The sequence below is a fragment of the Bradyrhizobium sp. 153 genome, from assembly GCF_023073835.1.
In the GTDB taxonomy this organism is placed as follows: Bacteria; Pseudomonadota; Alphaproteobacteria; order Rhizobiales; family Xanthobacteraceae; genus Bradyrhizobium.
This window is the reverse complement of sequence record NZ_JADPKH010000097.1, coordinates 1-24139: the sequence shown is the minus strand read 5'-3', so window position 1 is coordinate 24139 and position 24139 is coordinate 1. Positions and strand designations below refer to the sequence as shown.

The 24139-nt window shown below is 63.3% G+C and carries 25 protein-coding genes; 13 read left to right on the top strand and 12 right to left on the bottom strand.

The genetic code is table 11. The features are described from left to right. Positions 1-17: 17 nt before the first annotated feature. The 5 genes from hisF to hisB form a co-directional block, all read right to left on the bottom strand. Entirely contained in the window at positions 18-791 is a 774-nt protein-coding gene (hisF, locus tag IVA91_RS24640) for an imidazole glycerol phosphate synthase subunit HisF (protein WP_145630398.1), read from the bottom strand. Positions 792-801: 10 nt separating this feature from the next. Beyond that, positions 802-1533 carry a 1-(5-phosphoribosyl)-5-[(5-phosphoribosylamino)methylideneamino]imidazole-4-carboxamide isomerase gene (gene hisA, locus IVA91_RS24635; RefSeq protein ID WP_247276592.1) on the bottom strand — a complete coding sequence of 244 codons (732 nt, stop codon included), beginning with the start codon at positions 1531-1533 and terminating at the stop codon, positions 802-804. Between the two features lie 154 nt (positions 1534-1687). Continuing rightward, positions 1688-2338, bottom strand: a complete 651-nt coding sequence (hisH, locus tag IVA91_RS24630) for an imidazole glycerol phosphate synthase subunit HisH (RefSeq protein ID WP_247276593.1) — start codon at positions 2336-2338, stop codon at positions 1688-1690. Then, positions 2335-2865: a DUF2628 domain-containing protein gene (locus IVA91_RS24625; RefSeq protein WP_247276594.1), complete on the bottom strand. Its 531-nt coding sequence runs from the start codon at positions 2863-2865 to the stop codon at positions 2335-2337. The genes hisH and IVA91_RS24625 overlap by 4 nt, the downstream gene beginning before the upstream one ends. Before the next feature lie 63 nt (positions 2866-2928). Continuing rightward, positions 2929-3522: an imidazoleglycerol-phosphate dehydratase HisB gene (gene hisB, locus IVA91_RS24620; RefSeq protein WP_247276595.1), complete on the bottom strand. Its 594-nt coding sequence runs from the start codon at positions 3520-3522 to the stop codon at positions 2929-2931. 260 nt (positions 3523-3782) lie between these two features. Between hisB and hslV the strand changes: the two genes are divergently transcribed. The 5 genes from hslV (at position 3783) to IVA91_RS24595 (ending at position 8312) form a co-directional block, all read left to right on the top strand. Continuing rightward, a complete protein-coding gene (gene hslV / locus IVA91_RS24615) occupies positions 3783-4343 on the top strand; it encodes an ATP-dependent protease subunit HslV (protein ID WP_247276596.1) in 561 nt (186 codons plus the stop codon). Positions 4344-4531: 188 nt separating this feature from the next. Beyond that, positions 4532-5017 (top strand): GNAT family N-acetyltransferase, encoded by a 486-nt coding sequence (locus IVA91_RS24610; protein WP_247276597.1) that lies wholly within the window; start codon positions 4532-4534, stop codon positions 5015-5017. Beyond that, entirely contained in the window at positions 5014-5631 is a 618-nt protein-coding gene (locus IVA91_RS24605; RefSeq protein ID WP_247276598.1) for a DUF2585 domain-containing protein, read from the top strand. The genes IVA91_RS24610 and IVA91_RS24605 overlap by 4 nt, the downstream gene beginning before the upstream one ends. Positions 5632-5684: 53 nt before the next feature. Continuing rightward, on the top strand, positions 5685-6989 hold the full coding sequence (gene hslU, locus IVA91_RS24600; protein WP_247276599.1) for an ATP-dependent protease ATPase subunit HslU: 1305 nt from the start codon (positions 5685-5687) through the stop codon (positions 6987-6989). A 198-nt stretch (positions 6990-7187) separates the two neighbouring features. Beyond that, positions 7188-8312, top strand: coding sequence for a hypothetical protein (locus IVA91_RS24595; protein WP_247276600.1), 1125 nt, complete (start codon positions 7188-7190; stop codon positions 8310-8312). 37 nt (positions 8313-8349) lie between these two features. On the opposite strand, the gene IVA91_RS24590 is transcribed toward IVA91_RS24595, so the two are convergent. From IVA91_RS24590 to IVA91_RS24580, 3 genes are read right to left on the bottom strand one after another with little or no spacing between them, the layout of a single operon-like run. After that, on the bottom strand, positions 8350-8940 hold the full coding sequence (locus IVA91_RS24590; RefSeq protein ID WP_247276601.1) for a Smr/MutS family protein: 591 nt from the start codon (positions 8938-8940) through the stop codon (positions 8350-8352). Continuing rightward, the gene (locus IVA91_RS24585; protein WP_247276602.1) at positions 8937-10478 is read right to left on the bottom strand and encodes an MltA domain-containing protein; all 1542 of its coding nucleotides are present in this window, start codon (positions 10476-10478) and stop codon (positions 8937-8939) included. The genes IVA91_RS24590 and IVA91_RS24585 overlap by 4 nt, the downstream gene beginning before the upstream one ends. Next, on the bottom strand, positions 10456-11151 hold the full coding sequence (locus tag IVA91_RS24580; protein WP_247276603.1) for a Tim44/TimA family putative adaptor protein: 696 nt from the start codon (positions 11149-11151) through the stop codon (positions 10456-10458). Before IVA91_RS24580 ends, IVA91_RS24585 begins: the two co-directional genes overlap by 23 nt. A gap of 418 nt (positions 11152-11569) precedes the next feature. Between IVA91_RS24580 and secB the strand changes: the two genes are divergently transcribed. Then, positions 11570-12055: a protein-export chaperone SecB gene (gene secB, locus IVA91_RS24575; RefSeq protein WP_247276604.1), complete on the top strand. Its 486-nt coding sequence runs from the start codon at positions 11570-11572 to the stop codon at positions 12053-12055. On the opposite strand, the gene dnaQ is transcribed toward secB, so the two are convergent. The 4 genes from dnaQ to IVA91_RS24555 are packed head-to-tail and all read right to left on the bottom strand — an operon-like array spanning position 12046 to position 14876. Beyond that, positions 12046-12768, bottom strand: coding sequence for a DNA polymerase III subunit epsilon (gene dnaQ / locus IVA91_RS24570; RefSeq protein ID WP_247276605.1), 723 nt, complete (start codon positions 12766-12768; stop codon positions 12046-12048). The two genes, secB and dnaQ, sit on opposite strands and share 10 nt — an antisense overlap. 29 nt (positions 12769-12797) lie before the next feature. Next, positions 12798-13397: a dephospho-CoA kinase gene (coaE, locus tag IVA91_RS24565; protein ID WP_247276606.1), complete on the bottom strand. Its 600-nt coding sequence runs from the start codon at positions 13395-13397 to the stop codon at positions 12798-12800. Between the two features lie 22 nt (positions 13398-13419). Continuing rightward, positions 13420-14028, bottom strand: coding sequence for a Maf family nucleotide pyrophosphatase (locus IVA91_RS24560; protein ID WP_247276607.1), 609 nt, complete (start codon positions 14026-14028; stop codon positions 13420-13422). 8 nt (positions 14029-14036) lie between these two features. Further along, complete coding sequence (locus IVA91_RS24555; protein ID WP_247276608.1) at positions 14037-14876, bottom strand: pyruvate, water dikinase regulatory protein; 840 nt, start codon at positions 14874-14876, stop codon at positions 14037-14039. Between the two features lie 458 nt (positions 14877-15334). On the opposite strand from IVA91_RS24555, the gene hemJ reads away from it, so the two are divergent. The 7 genes from hemJ (at position 15335) to IVA91_RS24520 (ending at position 23886) form a co-directional block, all read left to right on the top strand. Beyond that, complete coding sequence (gene hemJ, locus IVA91_RS24550; protein ID WP_247276609.1) at positions 15335-15769, top strand: protoporphyrinogen oxidase HemJ; 435 nt, start codon at positions 15335-15337, stop codon at positions 15767-15769. 244 nt (positions 15770-16013) lie between these two features. Beyond that, positions 16014-17279 carry a transcription termination factor Rho gene (gene rho / locus IVA91_RS24545; protein ID WP_247276610.1) on the top strand — a complete coding sequence of 422 codons (1266 nt, stop codon included), beginning with the start codon at positions 16014-16016 and terminating at the stop codon, positions 17277-17279. Positions 17280-17588: 309 nt separating this feature from the next. Further along, positions 17589-18947, top strand: a complete 1359-nt coding sequence (mnmE, locus tag IVA91_RS24540; RefSeq protein ID WP_247449007.1) for a tRNA uridine-5-carboxymethylaminomethyl(34) synthesis GTPase MnmE — start codon at positions 17589-17591, stop codon at positions 18945-18947. A 352-nt stretch (positions 18948-19299) separates the two neighbouring features. After that, the gene (gene mnmG / locus IVA91_RS24535) at positions 19300-21180 is read left to right on the top strand and encodes a tRNA uridine-5-carboxymethylaminomethyl(34) synthesis enzyme MnmG (protein WP_247276612.1); all 1881 of its coding nucleotides are present in this window, start codon (positions 19300-19302) and stop codon (positions 21178-21180) included. A 141-nt stretch (positions 21181-21321) separates the two neighbouring features. Then, entirely contained in the window at positions 21322-21963 is a 642-nt protein-coding gene (gene rsmG, locus IVA91_RS24530; protein ID WP_247276620.1) for a 16S rRNA (guanine(527)-N(7))-methyltransferase RsmG, read from the top strand. A 30-nt stretch (positions 21964-21993) separates the two neighbouring features. Then, a complete protein-coding gene (locus IVA91_RS24525; protein ID WP_247276613.1) occupies positions 21994-22863 on the top strand; it encodes a ParA family protein in 870 nt (289 codons plus the stop codon). Positions 22864-23001: 138 nt separating this feature from the next. Beyond that, positions 23002-23886 (top strand): ParB/RepB/Spo0J family partition protein, encoded by an 885-nt coding sequence (locus IVA91_RS24520; RefSeq protein WP_247276614.1) that lies wholly within the window; start codon positions 23002-23004, stop codon positions 23884-23886. The last annotated feature ends 253 nt before the right edge of the window (positions 23887-24139 follow it).

The window sequence follows — 24139 nt, the reverse complement described above, 5'->3', positions numbered from 1 at the left end:
TTTACGAACGGGAGTCGTCAGGCATCGAGGCGCATGGGCAGCCCGCGCCGTGCCATATGCTCCTTGGCTTCGCGGATGGTGAATTCCCCGAAGTGGAAGATCGAGGCCGCCAGCACGGCGGTGGCGTGCCCGTCGCGGATACCGTCGACGAGATGGTCAAGATTGCCGACGCCGCCCGAGGCAATCACCGGAACGGAGACGCTGTCGGCGATCGCGCGGGTCAGCGGAATGTCAAAGCCCTGCCTGGTGCCGTCGCGATCCATCGAGGTGAGCAGGATCTCGCCGGCGCCGAGCGAGACCACTTCCTGGGCATATTCGATGGCATCGATGCCGGTCGAATTGCGCCCGCCATGGGTGAAGATCTCCCAGCGGTCGCCGCCCGGACGCTTGACGCGCTTGGCATCGATCGCCACCACCACGCATTGCTCGCCGAATTTTTCGGCCGCTTCCTTGACGAACTCCCGCCGTGATACCGCGGCGCTATTGATCGAGACCTTGTCGGCGCCGGCGCGCAGCAGCGTCTTGATGTCGTTGACCTCACGCACGCCGCCGCCGACGGTGACAGGCATGAAGCAGGCTTCTGCCGTGCGCCGGACCACATCAAGCATGATGCCGCGGTTCTCATGGGTCGCAGTGATGTCGAGGAAGGTAAGCTCGTCGGCCCCAGCGGCATCATAGGCGATTGCGGCCTCGACAGGGTCGCCGGCATCGCGCAAATCGACGAAATTCACGCCCTTGACGACCCTTCCGTCCTTGACGTCGAGGCAGGGGATCACGCGCACCTTGAACATTGGATGCCTCCTAGCGCGCGTTACGGATCAAAGCGAGGGCGGCGGCGGGATCAAGCCGGCCATCATAGAGCGCGCGGCCTGCGATCGCGCCGGCGAGCTTCTTGGCGCGCGGCGTCAGCATCGCCTTGACGTCCTCGATCGAAGCAAGGCCGCCGGAGGCGATCACCGGAATCGAAATCGCGTCCGCCAGCGCAATGGTCGCGTCCAGATTCAGGCCCTTGAGCAGACCGTCGCGTGCGATGTCGGTGAAGATGATGGCGGCAACGCCGGCGTCCTCGAACCGCTGCGCGATCTCCAGCACTGTGACCTGCGAGGTCTCGGCCCAGCCTTCGACAGCGACCTTGCCGTCGCGGGCGTCTAACCCGACCGCGACGCGGCTGGGGAATTGCTTCGCCGCCGCCTTCACCAATTCAGGGTCGCGCACCGCGGCGGTGCCGATGATGACGCGGGTGATGCCCTTGCCGAGCCAGGCTTCAACCGTCGCGAGATCGCGAATGCCGCCGCCGAGCTGCACCGGAATCTTGATCGTCTTCAGCATCACCTCGACGGCCTGCGCATTGACCGGCTTGCCGGCAAAGGCGCCGTCGAGATCGACGACGTGGAGATACTCAAAGCCCTGCGCGGCGAAGCTCTGCGCCTGCGCCGCGGGATCGAGATTGAATACGGTGGCGCGCGCCATGTCGCCTTGCTCGAGACGCACGCACTGGCCGTTCTTGAGATCGATCGCGGGGAAGAGAATCATGTTGCACCTGCTCCCGTCCCCATCGTAGGAACGGACCTGTCAGCTATGCACTCCGTCATTGCGAGCGCAGCGAAGCAATCCAGACTGCCGCCGCGCAAAGACGCTGGATTGCTTCGCTTCGCTCGCAATGACGAGGTGAAAGCCGTCGAATTCATCACGGTTTCCATCGCAAAAAGTTCGAGATCAGGGCCAGCCCGAACCGCTGGCTCTTCTCGGGGTGGAATTGCGTGCCGATCGCGGTGTCCTTCGCGACGATCGCGGTGACGGGCCCGCCATAGTCGGCGCGCGCCAGCACGTCCGCCTCGTTGGCGGGGTTGAGGTGATAGGAGTGCACGAAATAGGCGTGCTGGCCCTTGGGGCCAAGCGGCAGCTTGTTCAGCACCGGATGCTCGCGCAGCACCTCGAGCGTGTTCCAGCCCATGTGCGGGATCTTCAGGTTTTCGTCGCGCGGCGTGATCTTCTCGACGTCGCCGCCGATCCAATTCAGCCCCTCCGTCGTGACGTGCTCCTTGCCGCGGCTCGCCATCAATTGCATGCCGACGCAGATGCCGAAGAACGGCCGCGCCTTGACGCGCACCGCTTCGGTGATGGCCTCAACCATGCCGTTGACGGCGTCAAGTCCGCGCCGGCAATCGGCGAAAGCGCCGACGCCCGGCAGCACCAGACGGTCGGCGCTGTAGGCCTGGTCCGGATCGCTGGTAACGAATACCTTTTGCGGGTCCTCCAGGCTGCGCGCGGCACGTTCGAAGGCCTTGGCGGCGGAATGCAGATTGCCCGAACCGTAATCGATGATGGCGACGCTCATCTTGACCCTCCCGGTTCTGGAAACAACCCAATGATGCCGCCCGCCGGCAACGGCGGCGGGTTCGAGAATTGCTGACCCGGCACGCTACGGGTCGGCGGCGGGCCGCCGCGATCGACGGCCCATTGATCGTTGACGATGCCGTGCTGCTTCTGGCTCCAACGTTCGAAGAAGCGATGCTCGGCAGTGTCTTCCTTGTCGGCAATCACGACGTCGAGCTGCCGCCATTTGCCGCGTGAGAGAGTCCAGCGGCGCAGGCTCGAGGCCTCGAAGCCCATCAGCAGCGCGACGATGATATTGGCGAAGAAGATCGAGCTGCGTCCAACACCCAGGCTGGACAGCCCCGCATTGAACGCGGCCACGAAGATCACCCAGCCGATCAGCGCCAGCCACAGCCGATTCCACAGCAGCCAGAGCGGGCCGAAGATCATCGCCCAAAAGTGGAAGCCGTCGCGCACGAAGACGAACTTGTCGGTCGCGCGCAAATCGGCTCCGGCAGGGGAGGGAGCATGAACTGTGTAGACAGGCATGGTGATGCCCCGTTCTCTAAATTCAGTGATACCGCAAGCGGCGCGTGCCGCCGGCCGAAGATGTCAGCCGCCGAGCGAGCCCTTGGTGGACGGGATCTCGCCCACAGCCTTCGGATCGATCGCGACAGCGGTGCGCAGCGCCCGCGCCAGACCCTTGAAGCAGGACTCGGCGATATGGTGGCTGTTATCGCCATATAGGGTCTCGACGTGGAGAGTCACGCCGGCGTTGATGGCGAAGGCCTGGAACCACTCGCGCACCAGCTCGGTGTCGAACTCGCCGATCTTGTCGCGGGGAAAGTGGGCCTTGAACACCAGGAACGGGCGGCCCGAGATGTCGATGACCACGCGCGACAGCGTCTCGTCCATGGGCATGTGCACGCTGGCATAGCGGGTGATACCCGCCATGTTGCCGAGCGCCTGCTTGGCCGCCTGGCCGAGCGCAATGCCGGTGTCTTCGGTGGTATGGTGATGATCAATGTGCAGGTCGCCTACCGCCTTGATCGTGAGGTCGATGCGGGAATGGCGGGCGAGGAGATCGAGCATATGGTCGAAAAAGCCGATGCCGGTCGCGATATTGGCCACGCCGGTGCCATCGAGGTTCACGGTGACCTCGATGTCGGTTTCCTTGGTCTTGCGCTTGATCGTCGCGGTGCGCATTGAAGGCTTTCGCTTTCATTTCAGCATGATCTCGGTCGGAAAAGCGATATCCGCTTTTCCAAATCATGCTGTTCGGGGCCGAAAACGCCGGTCTTTTACCAGCCAAATGACGCCTTCGCTACTGCGGGAACGGCTCGCCGGGCCTCTACTTCTGCCTATGGTGAGCGAATTAGGCCCGGAGCGGCCGTTGTGCGCCGGTTGTCCGCCGGTTGTCCCTTTGGCCCCGACCGCCTAAATCAGGCCGACAACGAGGGTCATTCATGCAGGATTCCCAGAACAGCTCCCCTAGCTGGCACGGCACCACGATTTTGACGGTCCGCAAGGGCGGCAAGGTGGTGGTTGGCGGCGACGGCCAGGTCTCGATCGGCCAGACCGTGATCAAGTCCAACGCCAAGAAGGTCCGCAAGCTCGGCAAGGGCGACGTCATCGGCGGCTTTGCCGGCGCCACCGCCGACGCCTTCACGCTCTTTGAGCGGCTGGAGAGCAAGCTGGAGCAATATCCGGGGCAGCTGACCCGGGCCGCGGTCGAGCTCGCCAAGGACTGGCGCACCGACCGTTACCTGCGGCGGCTGGAGGCCATGATGATCGTGGCCGACAAGGACGTCTCCCTGGTCCTGACCGGCACCGGCGACGTGCTCGAGCCTGAGGCCGGCGTGATGGCGATCGGCTCCGGCGGTAATTATGCACTCGCGGCGGCCCGCGCCCTGCTCGACACCGATAAGGACGCCGAGACCATCGTCCGCCGCTCCCTCGACATCGCTGCCGACATCTGCGTCTACACCAACCGGAATGTGACGATCGAGAGCCTCGCGAGCGGGTAGGCGGAGTGTCATTTGTCCGAAGGCTTGTCCGGATGCTCGGTGCAACCTCTCCCGCTTGCGGGGGAGGTCGGCGCGAAGCGCCGGGTGGGGGCTCTCTCCTCTGGGGGATTGTCCCATTGCGGAAGCACCCTCTCCCCGACCCTCTCCCGCAAGCGGGAGAGGGAGCGCAATGCCACCGCGGCTGCTAGATGACGCCCACCTACGCCTTCCGCTCGATGACAACGGCCGATCTGCCGCTGATCCGGCGGTGGCTGGGCGAAGCGCATGTGCGGGAATGGTGGGGCGATCCGGACGAGCAGCTTGAGCTGGTCAGCGGCGATCTTGACGAGCCGGCGATGGACCAGTTCATCGTGTTGGCCGACGGCAAGCCCTTCGGCTATCTTCAGTGTTACCGGCTGACGGCCTGGAATACGGGCTTTGGGCCGCAACCGGAGGGCACGCGTGGGATCGACCAGTTCATCGGCGAAAGCGACATGATCGCGCGCGGCCATGGCTCGGCCTTCATTCGCCAATTCGTCGACGCGCAGCTGCGCGCCGGTCTGCCGCGGATCGTGACCGATCCTGATCCGCTCAACGCACGCGCGGTACGCGCCTATGCGAAGGCCGGCTTCGTCCGCGACCGCATGGTCGAGACGCCGGACGGACCGGCGCTGTTGATGGTGCGTCAACCGTGACGCTGGCGAACACGCAACGGAGCAAGCTCGCCGTACCCCCGCAAGCCTGGCTCGGCATCGCGCTGTTGCTGGTGGCGTTGCAGGCCTCCATCCTGTTCGCGGCGGGGCGCGTGCCGATCTGCACCTGCGGCTATGTGAAGTTGTGGCATGGCGTGGTGAACAGCTCGGAGAATTCGCAACAGGTCGCCGACTGGTACAGCTTCTCCCACGTCCTGCACGGCTTCCTGTTCTACGGCCTGACCTGGCTGCTGTTCGCGCGGCTGCCCGCGCTGCCTTTGTCATGGCCGGCGCGGCTGATCATCGCCATGCTGATCGAAGGCGCCTGGGAAATCGTCGAGAACTCGCCATTCATCATCGAACGCTACCGTGCCGGTACGATTTCGCTGGACTATTACGGCGACAGCATCGTCAATTCGGTCTCTGACACGCTGTTCATGGTGCTGGGCTTCCTCGCCGCACGCCTGCTGCCGGTGCCGGCAACGGTGGCGATCGGGCTCGCCTTCGAGATCATGCTGGCGCTCCACATTCGCGACAATCTGACGCTGAATATTCTGATGCTGATCCATCCGATCGAGGCCGTGAAGCAATGGCAATCCGGCCCGCCGATCATCTGATGGCTGAAAAAAGCGGCTTGTCCCGGCCTGAATCTGACCCTAGCTAAGGTGCCATGACAGACTTCTCCCCCCGCGAAATCGTTTCTGAACTCGACCGTTTCATCGTCGGCCAGGCCGATGCCAAGCGCGCCGTCTCGATCGCGCTTCGCAACCGCTGGCGGCGACAGCAGCTCGAAGGCTCCTTGCGCGAGGAGGTGCTGCCGAAAAACATCCTGATGATCGGCCCCACCGGCGTCGGCAAGACGGAAATCGCGCGGCGGCTCGCCAAGCTCGCGAATGCACCCTTCCTGAAGGTGGAAGCGACCAAGTTCACCGAAGTCGGCTATGTCGGCCGCGACGTCGAGCAGATCGTGCGCGATCTCGTCGAGGTCGCGATCGTCCAGGTGCGCGAGCGCAAGCGCAAGGACGTGCATGCGCGGGCGCAGCTCGCGGCCGAGGAGCGCGTGCTCGATGCACTGGTCGGCGCCAATGCCTCTTCCGCGACGCGGGAGTCGTTCCGCAAGAAGCTGCGTGCCGGCGAGCTCAATGACAAGGAAATCGAGATCGAGACGCAGTCGTCCGGCGGCGGCATGCCGATGTTCGAGATCCCCGGCATGCCGGGCGCGCAGATGGGCGCGATCTCGATCGGCGACATCTTTGGCAAGCTGGGCGGCCGCAGCAAGACGCGACGGCTGACGGTGGAGGGCTCGCATGAAATTCTCGTCAACGAGGAATCCGACAAGCTCTTGGACACCGAGCAGCTCACGCTGGAGGCGATCAGCGCGGTCGAGAACAACGGCATCGTGTTCCTGGACGAGATCGACAAGATCTGCGCGCGCGACGGCCGCGTCGGCGGCGACGTCTCGCGCGAGGGCGTGCAGCGCGATCTCTTGCCGCTGATCGAGGGCACCTCGGTCTCGACCAAGCACGGCGCGGTCAAGACCGACCACATCCTGTTCATCGCCTCCGGCGCCTTCCATGTCGCAAAGCCGTCCGACCTGTTGCCGGAGTTGCAGGGCCGGTTGCCGATCCGCGTCGAATTGCAGGCGCTGACCCGCGACGACATGCGCCGGATACTGACCGAGCCCGAAGCCTCGCTGATCAAGCAATATGTCGCCTTGATGCTGACCGAAGGCGTGACGCTCGACATCACCGACAGCGCGATCGATGCGCTGGCCGACGTCGCGGTCGCCGTCAATTCCACCGTCGAGAACATCGGCGCGCGGCGGCTCCAGACCGTGATGGAGCGGGTGCTGGACGAGATCTCCTTCACCGCTCCCGACCGCAATGGCGAGACGGTCCGGGTCGACGCCGATTACGTGCAGAAGCACGTCGGCGACCTCGCCAAAAATGCGGATTTGAGCCGGTTCATTTTGTAATTCGGTCGGGGTCGGCTATCTATCCCGCTGTCGTCCTGGCGAGGGCCAGGACCCATTACCCCCGGCGGTCCTTGTTGAAACAGATGGCGACTCCGATTTCGGCTCAAACGACCTTCTGTGGTTTTGGGCCCGGGATCAGCGCTCGCTATGCGCGCTTGTCCGGAGGGACCGCGGAGATTGACGCGCGTCGAGTGCCATATGCGCGCTAGCGTCCTGCAAAACCCCTGGCGTCTGCTGCTCGCGATCAACGCCGCCGTCCTCGTCGGCGTGTTCGTCCACAAGATCCAGCTGCCGCCTTACGTCCCCTATATCCACCTTCTCGTCGACTACCATTTCGGCTTCATCAAGCGCGCGCTGATCGGGGCGATCGTCGCGCTGTTCACGGCGAAGGTACCGGTATGGCTGGTGTTCGCGCTCGGCGGCGCGACGTGGCTGGTAACGCTGGGCCTTTACGCAAGACTGTTCCAGAACACGTTCGGCTTCACCGCGAGGACGCTGCCGTTGTTCGTCTTCACTGCGGGCTCGCCGTTCTTCCTCAAGAACTTCATGCATACGCTCGGCCATTTCGACATCTATGGCTGTGCGCTGGCGATCGTCCTGCTGCTGATGCCGGCGGGCTCATTGCTGTTCGTGGCGACGGCTGCGCTGTTCTCGATCATGCTCGTCCTGATCCACCACATCCATCTCTTGATGTATGTGCCGACGATCATCACCATCGTCGTGATCAGACATTACCTGGCTTGCGGCTGCCGTCGCACCAACGTCGCGTTCGGTGTCGCCGCCTTCGCGGTCGTCTCCGGATTGTTCTTCGCGGCGCAATTTCTGGGAACGATGCCGATCCCGGAGGCGGAATTCGTCACCCATCTCAAGAGCCGGATGGCCGATCCATCCCGCACCGACCTGCTGCAATTCAGCTACATCTGGTATCAGCCGCTGGCGAAGGAGGTTGCCGACACCTGGGGCCGGCTGCCGCACAACATCCTCGGCGTGCCGGTCTTCGCACTTTTGATCTGGCTGCACACGCCGTTATGGCGCTTCTTTGCGAACCTGATCAACGCGCTCGCCAGCGAAACGCATCGCCGTCTCGTGATCGCGGCGCTGATCGGCGTCAGTCTCGCTTATCTCGTGATGTTCGCCATGGTGTTCGACTATTCGCGCTGGATCTCGAACTGGGCGGTCTGCATGTTCCTGATCCTGCATGCGGTGAAGATGCTGCCCGCCGCACGGAAGGCGCCGCCGATTCAGGCGGAGGATCGCAACACCAACATCTTCGGTTTGATCATCACGTTGATCCCGCGCGTCGGAATCATCCGGCCGTTTTAGGAGCTGCGCTCCCGCTCCCGCTGCGAGCGGGAGAGGTTTAGTGCCTCGCCCGCCGAATTCGCACATACAGCGCACCTTCGCCGCCGTGCCCGATATGGGCCTCCTCGAAGCCGACGACGAAGGCGCGGAATTCCGGCAGGCTCAGCCATTCAGGCACCTGGCGACGGAGCACGCCGCTTTCGCCGCCGCTGCGGCCCTTGCCGGTGATGACCAGGACGAAGGTCAGGCCGTCGTGATGGGCGCGGTGCAGGAAGCCGGTCAGCGCACGATGGGCACGCGTCTGGGTCATGCCATGCAGGTCGAGCCGCGCCTCGATCTCGCGTCGTCCGCGCGACAGCTTTGCGCGCTCGCGCTTGCCGAGCGGCGCCAAGGGCGGCACGGACGGTTTTGCCACGCGCGGCGCCGGGACAGCCGCGACCGGCCTTGACGCTGACGCAGGTCTGGCCGCCTCGGCGGCAAGCGAGGATTCAGCGCGCGGCGCGGCGGGCGCCTTCGGCGCCCGAAGCTTCCTCAGCGGCTTCACCTGCTTTGCAACGAGCTCCCACAGCTCGCGCTCCTCCTCGCTCAGGGCGCGGCGACGCGGCACGGGGCGGGGCTCCAGCACGGGCGGACGGGATGATCGCTTCATTGCTGCCGATGCGAGCGATTCTTCACCGGCCGCTGCGGTTCGCGAACGGGCTCGATCGCCGGACGCGGCACCGGTAGCGGGACGGAACCGGCAGTGGCGACCGTTTCGTTTTTGTCGACCGTCGCCTCAGCAGCAGGAGAGGCGGGCTTCGCCGGATCGGGCTGCGGAAACAGCTTTGCGATCTTTTCCGACGGCCGCGGATCCGGCACCGGCAATCGCGCGCCGCGCACACTGGGATCGAGGCTCTTCGGCACCAGCATCACGAATTGCATGGGATGGCGCAACCGCCCGGAGACGCGGCCGGCATCCGCGCCCGCGCCAAAATAAAGGTCGGCGCGCGCAGGTCCAATGATGGCCGAGCCGGTGTCCTGGGCGATCATCAGCCGGTGGAACGGCGTCTTGGCGCGTTCGGACTCGATCGGCAGCTCGCCCTCGATGAAGAACGGCGTGCCGTAGACGTGCAGCGATTTGTCGACCGCGATCGAGCGGCCGGCCGTCAACGGAATCCCTTGCGCGCCCACCGCCTCCTCCTTGTCGGAGAGATTGACCTCGCGGAAGAAGATGTAGGCGCGGTTCTGGCGACGCAATTCCTCGGCCCCATCCGGATTCTGCGCCATCCATTCCCTGATCTTCTGCATCGACATCTCCTCCTTCGGAATGATGCCGCGCTCGATCAGGATGCGACCTACCGCCGTGTAAGGATAGCCGTTATAGGCGTCGTAATTGAGCCGGACCGTGCCGCCGTCGTCGAACTTGATCCGTGCCGAACCCTGGATCTGTGCGAACAAGAGATCGGTCGGGTCCTTGAGCCAGGCGATCTCCAGCCCGCGGCCGGCGATCTTGCCGTCCTCGATCTCGCCGCGGTCGTAATAGGGCACCAGCTTGCGGCGACCGATCTTGCGATAGACCGGGCCCTTGTTGGGCAGGCTGACCGAGTCCTGCTTGTAGCCACGCACGAACAGGTTGGAGGGCCGGCGATAGACCGGAACGTTGTAAACGTCGGTCTGGGTGCGCGATCCCTCGAGCACGGGCTCGTAATAGCCGGTGACGAAGCCGTCGGGCTCACCGAGACGGGAGATGCGCAGCGGCGCAAAATTCTGCTCGAAGAAGGTCTTGGCTCTGGCGTCGTCGGTGAGTTCGAGCGATTTGGCGACCCGGCAGGGCTCACTCAGCGAAGCGCCGAGTGCTTTGGCTTCGGCTTTCGGCTCGGACGCGCCGGTCTGCGTGTTGATCGAACGGCAGCTCGCGCGGAAGGTCTTGTAGGCGGCGAGATGATTATCGTCGCTCCAGCCCTTCACGTCCGCCCAGGCCAGCGGCAGATATTGCGCGCCGGGAATCTCGAACGGCAGCGAAAGCTGCGGATAGGGCAAGGCGCGCGGCGGGGCCGCAGGCAATGTTGGAAGATGACGGTGGTGACTGCGGTAGTGGCGCCGCGCCGCCTCGGCGCCGAGCGAAAACGACGACAGCACGACGACACCTGCGCAAAGCGCCGTCGCGCTGGTCTTCAAGAAGATCTTAATTCGCGCTTCCGGTACCAACCAGCTTCCAGTTCGGATCGCGAGAGGAGGTGTCGCGGGCGAAAGTCCAGATGTCGGTGATGTCGGCGACCGTGTCGGCGCTGCCGTCGACGATGTTGCCGGCCTTGTCGCGGGTGACCGAGATCATCTGCGAGACGAAGCGCACGGTGAGCTGGGCGGTGCGGTCGCGCAGCTCGGCGCCGACGAGCTCGGCCTTGTCGATCGAGACGAAACGCGTCTCGGTCTTCTGCTCGTTCTTCTCGCGCTCCTTGATCGCGGCCTCGAAGCTCTCATAGACTTCCGACGACAACAAATCGCGCAGCGCGCGGCGGTCGCCATTGGCGAAGGCCAGCACGATCATCTCATAGGCGCCACGGGCACCCGAGATGAAATGGCGTGGGTCGAAGGTGGAATCCTTGTCGACGATGGCGTCGAGACCCTGCGCGAGCGGGGTGCCCGGCTCGGCCAGGCCCTTCCAGCGGTCGGTGGGCGGGGTCGGCTCGGCCGTCGGCGCCAGCGGGGCCTGGTCGATCACCTTGCCCGGCATGGTCACGACGTTCTTGTCCTGGGCACCTTGGAGCGCGTTGCGGTCGAACGGCGGCCGTTCGCTGCCGGTGCGCTGCCCCAGCACACTGCGCAGCCGCAGAAAGATGAAGACCGCCAGCGCCAGGAAGATGATGGTGTAGATGTCCACGTCGTATTCGCTTTCTGGTCTTTTCCGAGGGTCTCTTTATCAGAGGTCCTTGCCGGGAAAAATCGATCCGGCCAGTAGACCGTTCCATAGGGGAACGGCAAGTCTACATCACCATTTCAGGTCCGCGCGTCTGGTCCCTGGGATGTAGGCACGAAATCTTGCCCGGCCAATGGCGCCTTTTGGCACAGTGCCGAGTGTAGCGCGTTTTATGCCCAAGGGGAAACCCGATCCTGCGCGGAAATCGCGCTTCTTCAATCGTTTAGGGCGCAATTTCGCGCAAAAGATCGGGGTGAACGTCACAGTTGCGGGCGCGACTCCGATCCCTCACCTGGGGGTCGTTCGTCCTTGTGGAATGAGGCGGCCCTATGTTAGCCAACCGCCGCGAAATTCAGCCCAAATCGGGTAAGGAGAGACTTTCATGACCAACGGTAACGGCACCCCTCCCGAGGCGGCCCAGGCTCCCCAGCTCAACGTGCTGGCGCAATATACCAAGGACCTCTCGTTCGAAAATCCGAACGCGCCGAGCTCGCTCCAGCAGCAGAGCCAGCCGCCGCAGATCAACATCCAGATCAATGTCAGCGCCAACAATCTCAGCGAACATGAGTTCGAGGTGACGTTGTCGGTCGAGGGCAAGGCCGAGGCCGCGAGCAAGGTGATGTTCTCGTTCGAGCTCGCCTATGCCGGCGTGTTCCGGATCGCCAATGTGCCGAAGGAGAATTTGCATCCGCTGGTCATGATCGAGTGCCCGCGCCTGCTGTTCCCGTTCGCCCGCGAGATCATCGCGACCGCGGTCCGCGACGGCGGGTTCCCACCGCTGATGCTAGATCCGGTCGACTTCGTCGGTCTGTATCGTCAGAACATGGAGCGGCAGATGGCCGCTCAGGGCCAAGCCGGTCAGGCCTGACCGGCCGCCACGGCAACTGGAGCGGGCAGGTACTCGTTCCAGATCGCCTTGTCGCCGAGCGTTGCGATGAAGGTGCGATGGGCCTCGCGTTCGGCAGCAGAAACCCGCGGCGCGAGCGGCACCAGGCGCTGTCGCCGCGGCGCTTCGCCACTTGCACTGACGCGAATTTCCTCGGTTTCCGAGGCCAGCAGCAACTGCGACTGCCGCGCCCCGACCAGGTCGACATAGACCTCGGCCAGAAGCTCGGCATCGAGCAACGCACCGTGCTTGGTGCGGTGTGAATTGTCGATCGCGTAACGCGAGCAGAGATCGTCGAGCCGGTTGGACACGCCGGGATGCTTGCGCCGTGCCAGCAGCAGCGTGTCCACCAGCCGCTCGCGCGGGATCGCTGCGCGCTTGATCCGGTCGAGCTCGGCGTTGATGAAGCTAATGTCGAACGAGGCGTTGTGGATCACCAGCGGCGCATCGCCGATGAATTCCAGAAACTCGTCGACGATCTCGTGGAACAGCGGCTTGGTCGCCAGAAATTCGGCCGACAGCCCGTGCACTGCAAAGGCCTCGGCCGGCATGTCCCTTTCAGGGTTCATGTAGCGGTGGAAGGTCTGTCCGGTCGGCATGCGATTGAAGATCTCGACACAGCCGATTTCGACCAGGCGATCGCCGCGGAGCGGATCGAGGCCGGTGGTTTCGGTATCGAGAACGATTTCGCGCATGATCGAGATGGCCGTGTAAAATCGGCGAATCAGGCTCGCCGCTGCGGCATCTTAACGACCTCGGCCAGGATGTGCTTGATTTGCGCCCGCACCGGCTCAAGTCCGTGTGACGTATCCACTACGAAATCGGCGCGCTTGCGCTTTTCGGCGTCGGGCATCTGCTTGGCGATGATGGCATCGAGTTTTGCTTCGTCCATCGTTCCCCGCGCCAGCACCCGCTGGCGCTGAAGTTCCGGCGAGGTCGAGACCACGACCACGGCGTCGACCCGTTTCTCGCCACCCGTCTCGAACAGGAGGGGAATGTCCAGGACCACGACGGGGACCTTGGCCGCTTCCGCATCGGCAAAGAATTTTTGCCGGGAGGCGCCGAGCATCGGATGAACGATCTGCTCGAGCTTCTTGATCGCGGCCGGATCGTGCACCACGCGCGCGGACAGTTTGGACCGGTCGACCTTGCCGTTGATGGTCGTGCCGGGGAAGGCAGCCTCGATCGCGGGAGCCGCTTCGCCCTCATACAAATGATGAACTGCGGCATCGGCGTCGTAGACGGGAACACCAGCCTCCGCGAACAATTTCGCGGTGGTGGATTTGCCCATCCCGATCGAGCCGGTCAATCCCAGGATCCGCATCAGCGCCCAGCCTGTCTGTCGTTCACACCGCAACTAGCCTCTCGCGGCGCAGGAACGCAAGCAGCGGCAGTAGCGGCAGGCCGAGAATGGTGAAATGGTCGCCCTCGATGCGCTCGAACAGATGGATGCCGAGACCCTCGAGCTGGTAGGCGCCAACGCTGGTGGTCACGGCAGCGCCGGCGGCGTCGAGATAGGCCGTAAGCTCCGCTTCCGTCATTTGCCGCATCGTCATGCGGGCCACGGAAACATCCTCGAAAACAATCCTTCCGTTGTGCGCCACCGCCACCCCCGAATTCAGCTCGTGGCTGTTGCCGGAGAGATCGCGCAATTGCGCCATCGCCTGGAGACGGCCAGCGGGCTTGTTGAAGAGGTGCTCGCCAAGAGCCAGCGTCTGGTCGGCGCCTATCACATAGCTTGCGGGATAATGAGCCGAGACCGCCTTGGCTTTCTCACGCGCCAGCAGCAGGGCGATCTCGCGCGGGTTTGAGAGTTTCGACACCGCCTGGATGCCGCGCTCATCGATAGCAGCCGTGGCGGCCACGAATTCGAGTCCAGCATTCGCCAGCAGCATTTTCCGCGCGCTGCTCTGCGAGGCCAGGATCAGCGGAGATGTGCCGCGCCACAGACCCATGGCGACAACTATTCCGAGGGCCGGTTGCGTTGGCGATCGGTGTAGAGCTTCATGATCGCCGCGGCGGTTTCCTCGATCGAGCGCCTTGTGACATCCAGCAGTGGCCAGTCATGCTTGGCGCTGAGCTTGCGTGCGAATGCGACCTCCTCGGCGACCGCTTGCTTATCGGTATAGGTGTCACTGCCGGAATTGGCACCCATGGAGAGCAGGCGGTTCTGGCGCACCTGAATCAGGCGTTCCGGCGTCGCATGCAGGCTCACCACCAGCGGCCGCGTCAGGGTTTCCAATTGCGAGGGCACCGGAATGCCCGGAACCAGCGGCACATTGGCGGTGCGGATGCCGCGATTGGCGAGATAGATCGACGTCGGCGTCTTCGAAGTGCGGGACACACCCACCAGCACCACGTCAGCTTCGTCGAGGCCTTCGACGTGCTGCCCATCGTCGTGGATCATGGTGTAGTTCAGCGCGTCGATGCGCTTGAAATATTCCGCGTTGAGCACGTGCTGGGCGCCGACGCGACCCGTGGTCGCGGCACCGAGATAGGCTTCGAACAGTTGCATCACCGGGCCGATGATCGACAGGCTCGGAACGTTGATCTCCTTGCACTTGTTCTCGAGCCTGAAGACCAGATCCTTCTCCAGCAGCGTGAACAGCACGATGCCCGGCGCCTCCTCGATCTCATCGAGTACGCGATCGAGCTGCTTTTGGCTGCGCACCAGCGGATAGACGTGCTCGACCGGCGTCACGTTGGCGTATTGGGCCGCGACCGCGCGGGCCACGGTGATCAGCGTCTCACCCGTGGAGTCGGAGACGAGGTGCAGATGGAAATAATTGTTCGAGGTCGGCACAAAAACCCTTTGTATGGAGGCGGTGTGATTTGTGGATTTCTGTGGAGCTTAACCCCTCGGAAAGGGTTGCGCGACAGGAGGGGCGGGACAACGGCCAATTTTCTTCACACCGCTGCCCGTCAGGACAAGTTTGCCGGTCCTCCGCGACGGCAACGGGATTGCGCGGACAAGCCTCTTGATAAGCTGCCGACAGGCGGGCGCAAGCCCCTGAACGCGGGTCAATTATTCCGACAGGCCAGACGGGCGCAGGATATGTTGATGGATGTGAACAAGCGCGCGTGAAGCCGCGGACGAAATTGTGTGAGTCCAATCCACGGTCACATAGACTCAAACCTTAAGAATCTAAGATTCTAGATTTGAGGAAGGCGCTACGGACGGATAAGTGTGCAGGGTAAGACCTTAACGAGTTCTTACTATCCCCAGCGTTTGGAATGCTCGGCAGGAATCCGGGACGGCACATGTTTGAAGACCTCTATTTCTGGATCAAGGCGCTGCACGTGATCGCCGTCATCGCCTGGATGGCGGGCATGCTCTATCTGCCACGGCTGTTCGTCTATCATTCGGAGACCGAAATCGGCTCGAAGCAGTCCGAAACGTTCAAGATCATGGAGCGCCGGCTACTCAAGGCGATCATCAACCCCGCCATGATGGTCACTTGGCTGGCCGGGCTTTATCTCGCCTGGTCCGGCCATTGGTTCACTTCCGGGTGGCTGCACGTAAAACTGGCACTGGTCCTGGCAATGTCCGCGGTCCACGGCTTTTTTTCCCGCTGGCTGACGGATTTCGCCCGCGACCGGCGCCCGCGGACCCAGAAATTCTATCGGATTATCAATGAGGTGCCGACAGTCCTGATGATTTTCATCGTGATCATGGTGATCGTGAAGCCGTTCTAGGCAATGCGCGCGACGAATCCCTCGGCGCTTCGGCTTGCGGAGCAGGAAGCGATTTTCTATATTATCGGTATCCCACCCAACGCAGGCGGATGTGGTTGTGTCTGAGCTTTCCAGAGGCCGGACACCGCATCAGGTTTGAAGCCTCACCGGCACTCTCCTTGCCAGACCTGCGGACCTTACCTTCTCACGTCCGCATTTCAGCCTCCTCGCACCCCTTCCAAGGTTACCCCACAGGACCACCCCAATGCGGGAAATTAAACTTCAGGACCTTAAGTCGAAAACCCCGGCCGAGCTGGTCTCGTTCGCGGAAGAGAACGGGGTCGAGAATGCCAGCACCATGCGCAAGCAGGAGCTGCTGTTCGCTATCCTCAAGCAGCTTTCGCTGGCCGAGACCGACATTGTCGGCGAGGGCGTCGTCGAGGTGCTGTCCGACGGCTTTGGCTTCCTCCGCTCGCCCGATGCAAATTATCTGCCGGGTCCGGACGACATCTACGTTTCGCCCTCGCAGATCCGCCGGTTCGGCTTACGCACCGGCGACACACTCGAAGGCCATATCCGCAGCCCGAAAGAGGGCGAGCGCTATTTCGCGCTGCTGAAGGTCAACACGCTCAATTTCGAGGATCCGGAAAAGGCCAAGCACAAGGTCAATTTCGACAACCTCACGCCGCTGTTTCCGAATCAGCGCTTCCGCATGGAGATCGACGATCCCACGCGAAAGGATCTCTCCGCACGCGTGATCGACATCGTCGCGCCCATCGGCAAGGGCCAGCGCGCTTTGATCGTCGCGCCGCCGCGCACCGGTAAAACCGTGCTGATGCAGAACATCGCGCATTCGATCACGCACAATCACCCCGAATGCTATCTGATCGTGCTCCTGATCGACGAGCGCCCGGAAGAAGTCACAGACATGCAGCGTTCGGTGAAGGGCGAGGTGGTGTCCTCGACCTTCGACGAGCCGGCGGTGCGCCACGTCCAGGTCGCCGAGATGGTGATCGAGAAGGCCAAGCGCCTGGTCGAGCATGGCCGCGACGTCGTGATCCTGCTCGATTCGATCACGCGCTTGGGTCGTGCCTACAACACCGTGGTGCCGTCATCCGGCAAGGTGCTGACCGGCGGTGTCGATGCCAACGCGCTCCAGCGCCCGAAGCGCTTCTTCGGCGCCGCCCGGAACATCGAGGAGGGCGGCTCCCTGACTATCATCGCGACGGCACTGGTCGATACCGGCAGCCGCATGGACGAAGTCATCTTCGAAGAGTTCAAGGGCACCGGCAACTCGGAGCTGATCCTGGACCGCAAGGTCTCGGACAAGCGCACCTTCCCGGCGATCGACATCTCGCGCTCCGGCACCCGCAAGGAGGAGCTCATCACCGATCCGCAGGTGCTCAAGAAGATGTACGTGCTCCGCCGCATCCTGAACCCGATGGGCACCATGGACGCGATCGACTTCCTGCTCGACAAGCTGCGCTCGACCAAGAGCAATTCGGAGTTCTTCGACTCGATGAACACCTGAGTGCAGTGCAACGGAAAGTGGAGGGCGCCCTGGGGCGCCCTTTCTTGTGCAGCTTTGCTGCAGTGAACCTGCAGCATGGCAAGAGGCTTGTTACATAGCCCGTTTTTATTTAAGTCATTGATATAGTACGATAATGTTTTCAATTCGGTGAGCCGACCGAGTTGAACGGCTGCGTTCTGCAGCAAAAATGCTGTGCCAATATTGCACTGCAATGCAATCTTCTGCTGCGGGATGTGGCGCAGCAAAATCATGCCGCCTGGCGTTCGAAATGGAGGTTTGCCTTTTCTCCGGCAGCCGGACAAATAGGCCATGCATCCGCAAGACCAGACCATCTTTGCGCTGTCGTCCGGCCGTCCGCCAAGCGCGATTGCGGTGGTGCGGGTCTCCGGGCCACGGGCTGGCTTGGCGCTGACGACGCTGGCGGGTGAGCTGCCGGCGCCGAGGCACGCCAGCCGCAGGTTGCTCCGTGACGCCGTGGGCCAGCCGATCGATGATGCGGTCGTGCTCTGGTTTCCGGGGCCGGCAAGTGCGACCGGCGAGGACGTCGCCGAATTCCACGTCCATGGCGGCCGCGCTGTGCTCTCGGCGCTCCTCGCTGCAATTTCTGCTATCCCGAACACGCGAGCGGCCGAGCCCGGCGAGTTCACGCGACGTGCATTCGAGAACGGCAAGCTCGACCTCACCGAGGCCGAGGGCCTCGACGATCTCATCCACGCCGATACCGACCGCCAGCGGCGTCAAGCGCTGCGCCAGTTGCAGGGCCTGCTCGGCAATCGTGCACGCGATTGGCGCGAACGTATCATCGAAGCTTCGGCCTTGATCGAAGCCGGCATCGATTTCTCGGATGAGGGCGACGTGCCTGCCGAGCTTCTGGCGCCCGCCGTCAAGGCGATCGGAGCGCTGCATCGCGAAATTGCAGAAGTCCTTGCGGCACAGGGCCAAGCTGAACGGCTGCGCGATGGCCTGGTGGTCGCGATCGCAGGCGAGCCGAATGTCGGCAAGTCGACGCTGATCAATCAGCTCGCACGCCGCGAGGTTGCGATCGTCTCGCCGTACGCTGGCACCACACGCGATGTGATCGAGGTGCAGCTCGATCTCGACGGCTACCCCGTCACGCTGATCGACACCGCCGGCATTCGCGAGACCGACGATCCTGTCGAGCAAGAGGGCGTGCGCCGGGCACGGGCCAGGGCCGAAGACGCGGATCTCGTGCTGTGGCTGGTGGAGGGATCGCAGACCATCGATCCGGACGCGACGCGGTTGCTGCGGAAGGCCGGCGGCGGGAATGGTCCGTCTGGCGGCTCGATCTGGATCGTGCGCAACAAGGTCGATCTCGGCGGGGCTGGGGGATCGGGGCCGCGGGACGAGTTCGCGATCTCCGCGAGCCGGGGCGATGGCATCCCTCAGCTGGTCGATGCTCTCGTGAAATTCGCCTCTGAATTCTTCGGGAGCAGCGAGGGTGCATTGGTGACCCGGGCACGCCAACGCGAGCTGTTGCGCCAAGCGGCAGACAGCTTGCGCCGGAGTTTGGAGCTTGTAGAAGAGGGCGAAGAGCTCGCCGCCGAGGAATTGCGTGCCGCGGCCTATGCCTTGGGCCGGGTGCTGGGCCGGGTGGACGTGGAAGACGTGCTCGGCGCCATTTTCCAGAAATTTTGCATCGGAAAGTAGGATTAGTTCTTCATTGTAGAACTAGCCTTTGTTCCACTCTTTGCGTTTCACGTGAAACACATGCTGTGGTTCCTTTGCCTCGTGAAACGTTGGGGCGCCGGCCGTCGTTACGAGCATCACTGCACGATAATCCAGACTGCCCACGAAAGATTCTGGGATGCGTCGCCGCGATATCTTTTGATCATTTCAGTGATTTTGTTTCACCTGAAACGCAGCAGGTTCAATAGCTCGTCTACTGTGCATGGGGTTGTTTTCGCGAAATCGCTTTCCCCTCGAATGCTCCGTTTCACGTGAAACATCTCCGCCTAGTTTCCACTTCCGGCTTTCACACCTCTGAGCTAGAAGTTGGCTCATGCGAACAGAGCGAGAGAACTACGACGTCATCGTCATTGGCGGCGGTCACGCCGGCTGTGAGGCCGCGGCGGCTGCTGCTCGGATGGGTGCAACAACCGCTCTTGTGACGCATCGTTTCTCGACCGTAGGCGCGATGTCCTGCAACCCCGCCATTGGGGGTCTCGGCAAGGGCCATCTGGTCCGCGAAGTCGATGCGCTCGATGGTCTGATGGGCCGGGTCGGCGATGCCGGCGGCATCCAATTTCGTGTCCTCAACCGCCGCAAGGGTCCGGCTGTCCGTGGTCCTCGCGCTCAGGCCGACCGAAGGCTTTATGCGGCCGCGATGCAGGCCGCGGTCCGGGAGACCGAGGGTCTTTCCGTCCTCGAGGGGGAGGCTGAGGAGCTGATCGTGGTGGAAGGCCGGGTCATCGGTCTGCGCCTGGCCGACGGCCGGGAGCTTCGGGCAGGGGCGATAGTCGTCACCACCGGCACCTTCCTGCGCGGTCTGATCCATCTCGGCGAGAAGAATTGGCCCGCCGGTCGCGTCGGCGAGGCACCGGCGATGGGCCTTTCTGGCTCCTTTGAGCGCGCCGGCTTCACCCTCGGGCGGCTGAAAACGGGGACTCCTCCCCGCTTGGACGGCACCACGATCGATTGGTCGGCCGTCGAAATGCAGCCCGGAGACGAACCGCCTGAGCCGTTCTCGGTGATGACGGAACGGATCACGACCCCGCAGATCCAGTGCGGCATCACCCGGACCACCTCGGTGACCCATGAGGTGATCCGCGCCAATGTCCATCGCTCCCCGATGTATTCCGGCCAGATCAAGAGTTCCGGTCCGCGTTATTGTCCGTCGATCGAGGACAAGATCGTCCGCTTCGGCGACCGTGACGGCCATCAGATCTTCCTGGAGCCGGAAGGGCTCGACGATACAACTGTCTATCCCAACGGCATCTCGACCTCGCTCCCTGAGGAGGTCCAGCTCGCGATCCTCGCCAGCATTCCCGGCTTGGAGCGGGTGAAGATGGTCCGTCCGGGGTACGCCATCGAATACGACCACATCGACCCCCGCGAGCTCGATCCGACCCTCCAGACCAAGCGTCTGCGCGGTCTGTTCCTGGCCGGGCAGATCAATGGCACCACCGGATACGAAGAAGCCGCCGGGCAGGGCATCGTGGCAGGCGTCAACGCAGCGCTCTCCGCCAGCGGGGCGGCGCTAACGGTGTTCGACCGGGCGGATGGCTATCTGGGTGTGATGATCGACGATCTCGTCACCCGCGGGATCAGCGAGCCCTATCGGATGTTCACCTCCCGGGCGGAATACCGGCTGACGCTGCGGGCCGACAATGCGGATCAGCGTCTCACCGAGAAGGGCATCGCCTTGGGGTGTGTCGGCAGTGCCCGCATGCAGCATCATCGCGCCAAGATGGATGCGCTGAACGCAGCCCGCGCGCTCTCGAAGTCGCTTGCGATCACTCCGAACGAGGCGATCAAGCACGGACTCTCCCTGAACCGCGATGGCCAGCGCCGGTCCGCCTTCGAACTGATGGCCTATCCGGATATCGGCTGGAGCCAGGTCCGGGCGATCTGGCCGGAACTGTCGGCGATCGACCCCATCATCGCGACCCACCTCGAAACCGACGCCAAATACGACGTCTATCTGGAGCGCCAGAGCGCCGACGTCGAAGCCTTCCGGCGCGACGAGGGTATGGTGCTGTCGGAGGTCGATTATCAGCAGGTCCCCGGTCTCTCCAATGAGGTGCGGACCAAGCTGGAGAAGGCCCGACCGTTCACGGTCGGCCAAGCCGGCCGGATCGATGGGATGACGCCGGCGGCGCTCGGCATTCTCGCGGCCTACCTGCGGCGCGAGGCACGGAAGACCTCGAAGGCGATTGCATAGGCGTTTCACGTGAAACAGCGCGGGCCGGGAGGCGGCAGATCGTCATCAGGAAAACCTGCGGCGGGCGAGGGTGCCGGTCGACGGCCCGAGCCGAGGCTGATCAGACCGAAGATCGACAGCGCCGGCACCAACGATCAATCGCTGAACGCCCTCATCGCTGCTGACAAGATTGCGGCGCTCAAGCTCGCGCCTGTTTCAGATGAAACGGAAGACCGGCTCGATCGCTACATCGCCTTGCTCCGCGAGTGGCAGGCCAAGACCAACCTGGTCGCGCCCTCGACCCTGCCGCACCTCTGGACCCGGCACATCGCCGACTCGCTTCAGCTCGTGGATCTCGCACCGGCGGCAAAACGATGGGCCGACCTCGGGAGCGGCGGTGGCTTCCCGGGCATCGTCCTGGCCTGCGCCATGGCCGGGAGGCCCGATGCTCGCGTCCATCTTGTCGAGCGAATCGCCAAGAAGGCCGCGTTCCTGCGCGAAGCGATCCGTGTCACCACATCTCCGGGAGTCGTACATCTCGCTGAAATCGGGGATAATGTGGATAGAATCACCGGCCCCGTCGATTGCGTCACCGCGCGTGCGCTCGCTCCGCTACATCAACTCATCGGCTTTGCGGAGCCGCTGATACGCCAGGGCGCAAAAGCGTTATTTCTCAAGGGTCAAGATGTAGAGGCTGAATTGACCGAAGCCGCTAAATATTGGAATATTCGGCCTCAGCTTCATCCAAGCCGCACCGGCGACGGCTGGATCGTGGAACTGACGTCTGCCGAACGGCGCGGGTGAGGCGTTCAGGGGCCTGAGTGGGAATTTACGATGACCGTGATTGACGAGCCGCAGCAAGAACAGACCGCCCAAGAACAGGCAGCGGAGGTGCCGCATGGCCACCCGCGCATCCTGGCGCTGGCAAATCAGAAGGGGGGCGTCGGAAAAACAACCACAGCGATTAACCTCGGCACGGCGCTCGCAGCGATTGGCGAACGCGTCCTGATCGTCGATCTCGATCCGCAGGGCAACGCCTCGACCGGCCTCGGCATCGATCGCCGCAACCGTAGCTGTTCGATCTACGACGTGCTGGTCGGCGAAGCCGCCTTGCGCGAGGCTGTGGTCTCGACCGCGGTGCCGCGGCTGCACATCGCGCCCTCGACCATGGATCTCTCCGGCCTTGAGCTCGAGCTCGGCACCACGCCCGGCCGCGCCTTCAAGCTGCGCGACGCCATCGGTGCGCTCAACAACAATGTCTCTCCGGATGCCGACTACACCTACGTGCTGATCGACTGCCCGCCTTCGCTCAACCTGCTCACGGTCAACGCGATGGCGGCGTCCGATGCGATCCTGGTACCGCTGCAATGCGAATTCTTCGCGCTCGAAGGTCTGTCGCAATTGCTGCAGACCGTGGAGCAGGTGCGCTCGACGCTCAACCCGAATCTGTCGATCCACGGCATCGTGCTGACCATGTTCGACTCGCGTAACAACCTCTCGAACCAGGTCGTCGCCGACGTCCGCCAGTTCATGGGCGAGAAGGTCTACAAGACCATGATCCCGCGCAACGTGCGCATCTCGGAAGCGCCGTCCTACGGCAAGCCGGTGCTGGTCTACGACCTCAAATGCGTCGGCAGCGAAGCGTATTTGCGGCTCGCCACCGAGGTGATCCAGCGCGAGCGCGAGCTGCGGACCACGCATTGACGAGGCCGTAGGGTGGCAAAGGTGTCTTCGCCGGGTCCACCGTCTTCCGCACACACTGGTGGGCACGCTTCGCTTACCCACCCTACGTTTCGAAATTCAGTTCTGGAGTGCGCTCAAGTGAATCCAAGGGAGCTGGCGATGGCCGACGAAGCGCGTTCGCGACTGGGCCGGGGTCTTGCGAGTCTGATTGGTGATGTCGGCGGCGAGGCTCAGCATGTCGATCGCCCGCGCGCGCAGCGCAAGGTGCCGATCGAATTCATCAAAGCCAATCCGCGCAATCCGCGTCGCACCTTTTCGGAGGCCGAGCTCAAGGAGCTCTCCGACTCCATCAAGCAGCACGGTGTGATCCAGCCGATCGTGGTGCGTCCGGTGAAGGGCGCGCAGGATCGCTACGAGATCATCGCCGGCGAGCGGCGCTGGCGCGCTTCGCAAATGGCTGGCCTGCATGAAGTGCCGATCGTCCCGGTCGACATCAGCGACAGCGATGCGCTGGAGTTCGCGATCGTCGAGAACGTGCAGCGCGAAGACCTCAACCCGATGGAAGAGGCGCAGGGCTATCACGCGCTTGCCAACGAGTTCAAACGCAGCCAGGACGATATCGCAAGAGTCGTCGGCAAGAGCCGCAGCCACGTCGCCAACATGATGCGTCTGACGAAGCTGCCGGCCGAGGTGCAGGCCTTGATCGCAACCGGCGAGCTGACGGCTGGCCATGCTCGCGCACTGATCGGCGTGCCCGATCCGCTCGCGGCCGCCAAGCGCATCGTCGAGGAGGGCCTCAACGTCCGTCAGACCGAGGCGCTTGCGCATGAAGAGGGCGTGCCGGGGCGCAAGCCGCAGAAGGCGCGCGCTGGGGCGAAGGAAAAGGACCCCGATACGGTCGATCTGGAAAAGCGCGTCAGCGACGCGCTCGGTCTCAAGGTCACCGTCAATCACCGCGATCCTGGCGGATCCGTGCAGATCAACTATCGCAACCTCGATCAGCTCGACGAGGTGATGAAGCGGCTCGCGAAGGGCGCGCTGTAGCTCGCGTGTCGTTCCGGAGCTGGGTGCGAAACCGGGATCGTGCGCGGCACGTCCAATCTATTTCCCTCACCCTGAGGAGCTGCGAAGCGGCGTCGCGAAGGGCGGGGATCACAGGCGGGCCTGCATCCTTCGAGACGCGCGCAAGAGCGCGCTCCTCAGAGCCTGACCGAAAAAGGGTGAGCGGTTTTGGCCGGCTTGTGATTCCTTCGGATTTGCAAAGATTCGAGGGAGGACACCATGCCGTGGACCAAAA

Bases quoted from the DNA above. Each gene is read 5' to 3' on its own strand.
- IVA91_RS24590 (WP_247276601.1), bottom strand. From the start codon at position 8,940: ATGAAGCGATCATCCCGTCCGCCCGTGCTGGAGCCCCGCCCCGTGCCG.
- IVA91_RS24595 (WP_247276600.1), top strand. From the start codon at position 7,188: ATGCGCGCTAGCGTCCTGCAAAACCCCTGGCGTCTGCTGCTCGCGATC.
- hisA (WP_247276592.1), bottom strand. From the start codon at position 1,533: ATGATTCTCTTCCCCGCGATCGATCTCAAGAACGGCCAGTGCGTGCGT.
- rho (WP_247276610.1), top strand. From the start codon at position 16,014: ATGCGGGAAATTAAACTTCAGGACCTTAAGTCGAAAACCCCGGCCGAG.
- hisB (WP_247276595.1), bottom strand. From the start codon at position 3,522: ATGCGCACCGCGACGATCAAGCGCAAGACCAAGGAAACCGACATCGAG.
- IVA91_RS24560 (WP_247276607.1), bottom strand. From the start codon at position 14,028: ATGGGTCTGTGGCGCGGCACATCTCCGCTGATCCTGGCCTCGCAGAGC.
- IVA91_RS24625 (WP_247276594.1), bottom strand. From the start codon at position 2,865: ATGCCTGTCTACACAGTTCATGCTCCCTCCCCTGCCGGAGCCGATTTG.
- hemJ (WP_247276609.1), top strand. From the start codon at position 15,335: ATGTTTGAAGACCTCTATTTCTGGATCAAGGCGCTGCACGTGATCGCC.
- hslV (WP_247276596.1), top strand. From the start codon at position 3,783: ATGCAGGATTCCCAGAACAGCTCCCCTAGCTGGCACGGCACCACGATT.
- IVA91_RS24520 (WP_247276614.1), top strand. From the start codon at position 23,002: ATGGCCGACGAAGCGCGTTCGCGACTGGGCCGGGGTCTTGCGAGTCTG.
- IVA91_RS24610 (WP_247276597.1), top strand. From the start codon at position 4,532: ATGACGCCCACCTACGCCTTCCGCTCGATGACAACGGCCGATCTGCCG.
- dnaQ (WP_247276605.1), bottom strand. From the start codon at position 12,768: ATGCGCGAAATCGTTCTCGATACCGAAACCACCGGCCTCGATCCGCTC.
- secB (WP_247276604.1), top strand. From the start codon at position 11,570: ATGACCAACGGTAACGGCACCCCTCCCGAGGCGGCCCAGGCTCCCCAG.
- hisH (WP_247276593.1), bottom strand. From the start codon at position 2,338: ATGAGCGTCGCCATCATCGATTACGGTTCGGGCAATCTGCATTCCGCC.
- hslU (WP_247276599.1), top strand. From the start codon at position 5,685: ATGACAGACTTCTCCCCCCGCGAAATCGTTTCTGAACTCGACCGTTTC.
- mnmG (WP_247276612.1), top strand. From the start codon at position 19,300: ATGCGAACAGAGCGAGAGAACTACGACGTCATCGTCATTGGCGGCGGT.
- mnmE (WP_247449007.1), top strand. From the start codon at position 17,589: ATGCATCCGCAAGACCAGACCATCTTTGCGCTGTCGTCCGGCCGTCCG.
- hisF (WP_145630398.1), bottom strand. From the start codon at position 791: ATGTTCAAGGTGCGCGTGATCCCCTGCCTCGACGTCAAGGACGGAAGG.
- coaE (WP_247276606.1), bottom strand. From the start codon at position 13,397: ATGCGGATCCTGGGATTGACCGGCTCGATCGGGATGGGCAAATCCACC.
- IVA91_RS24525 (WP_247276613.1), top strand. From the start codon at position 21,994: ATGACCGTGATTGACGAGCCGCAGCAAGAACAGACCGCCCAAGAACAG.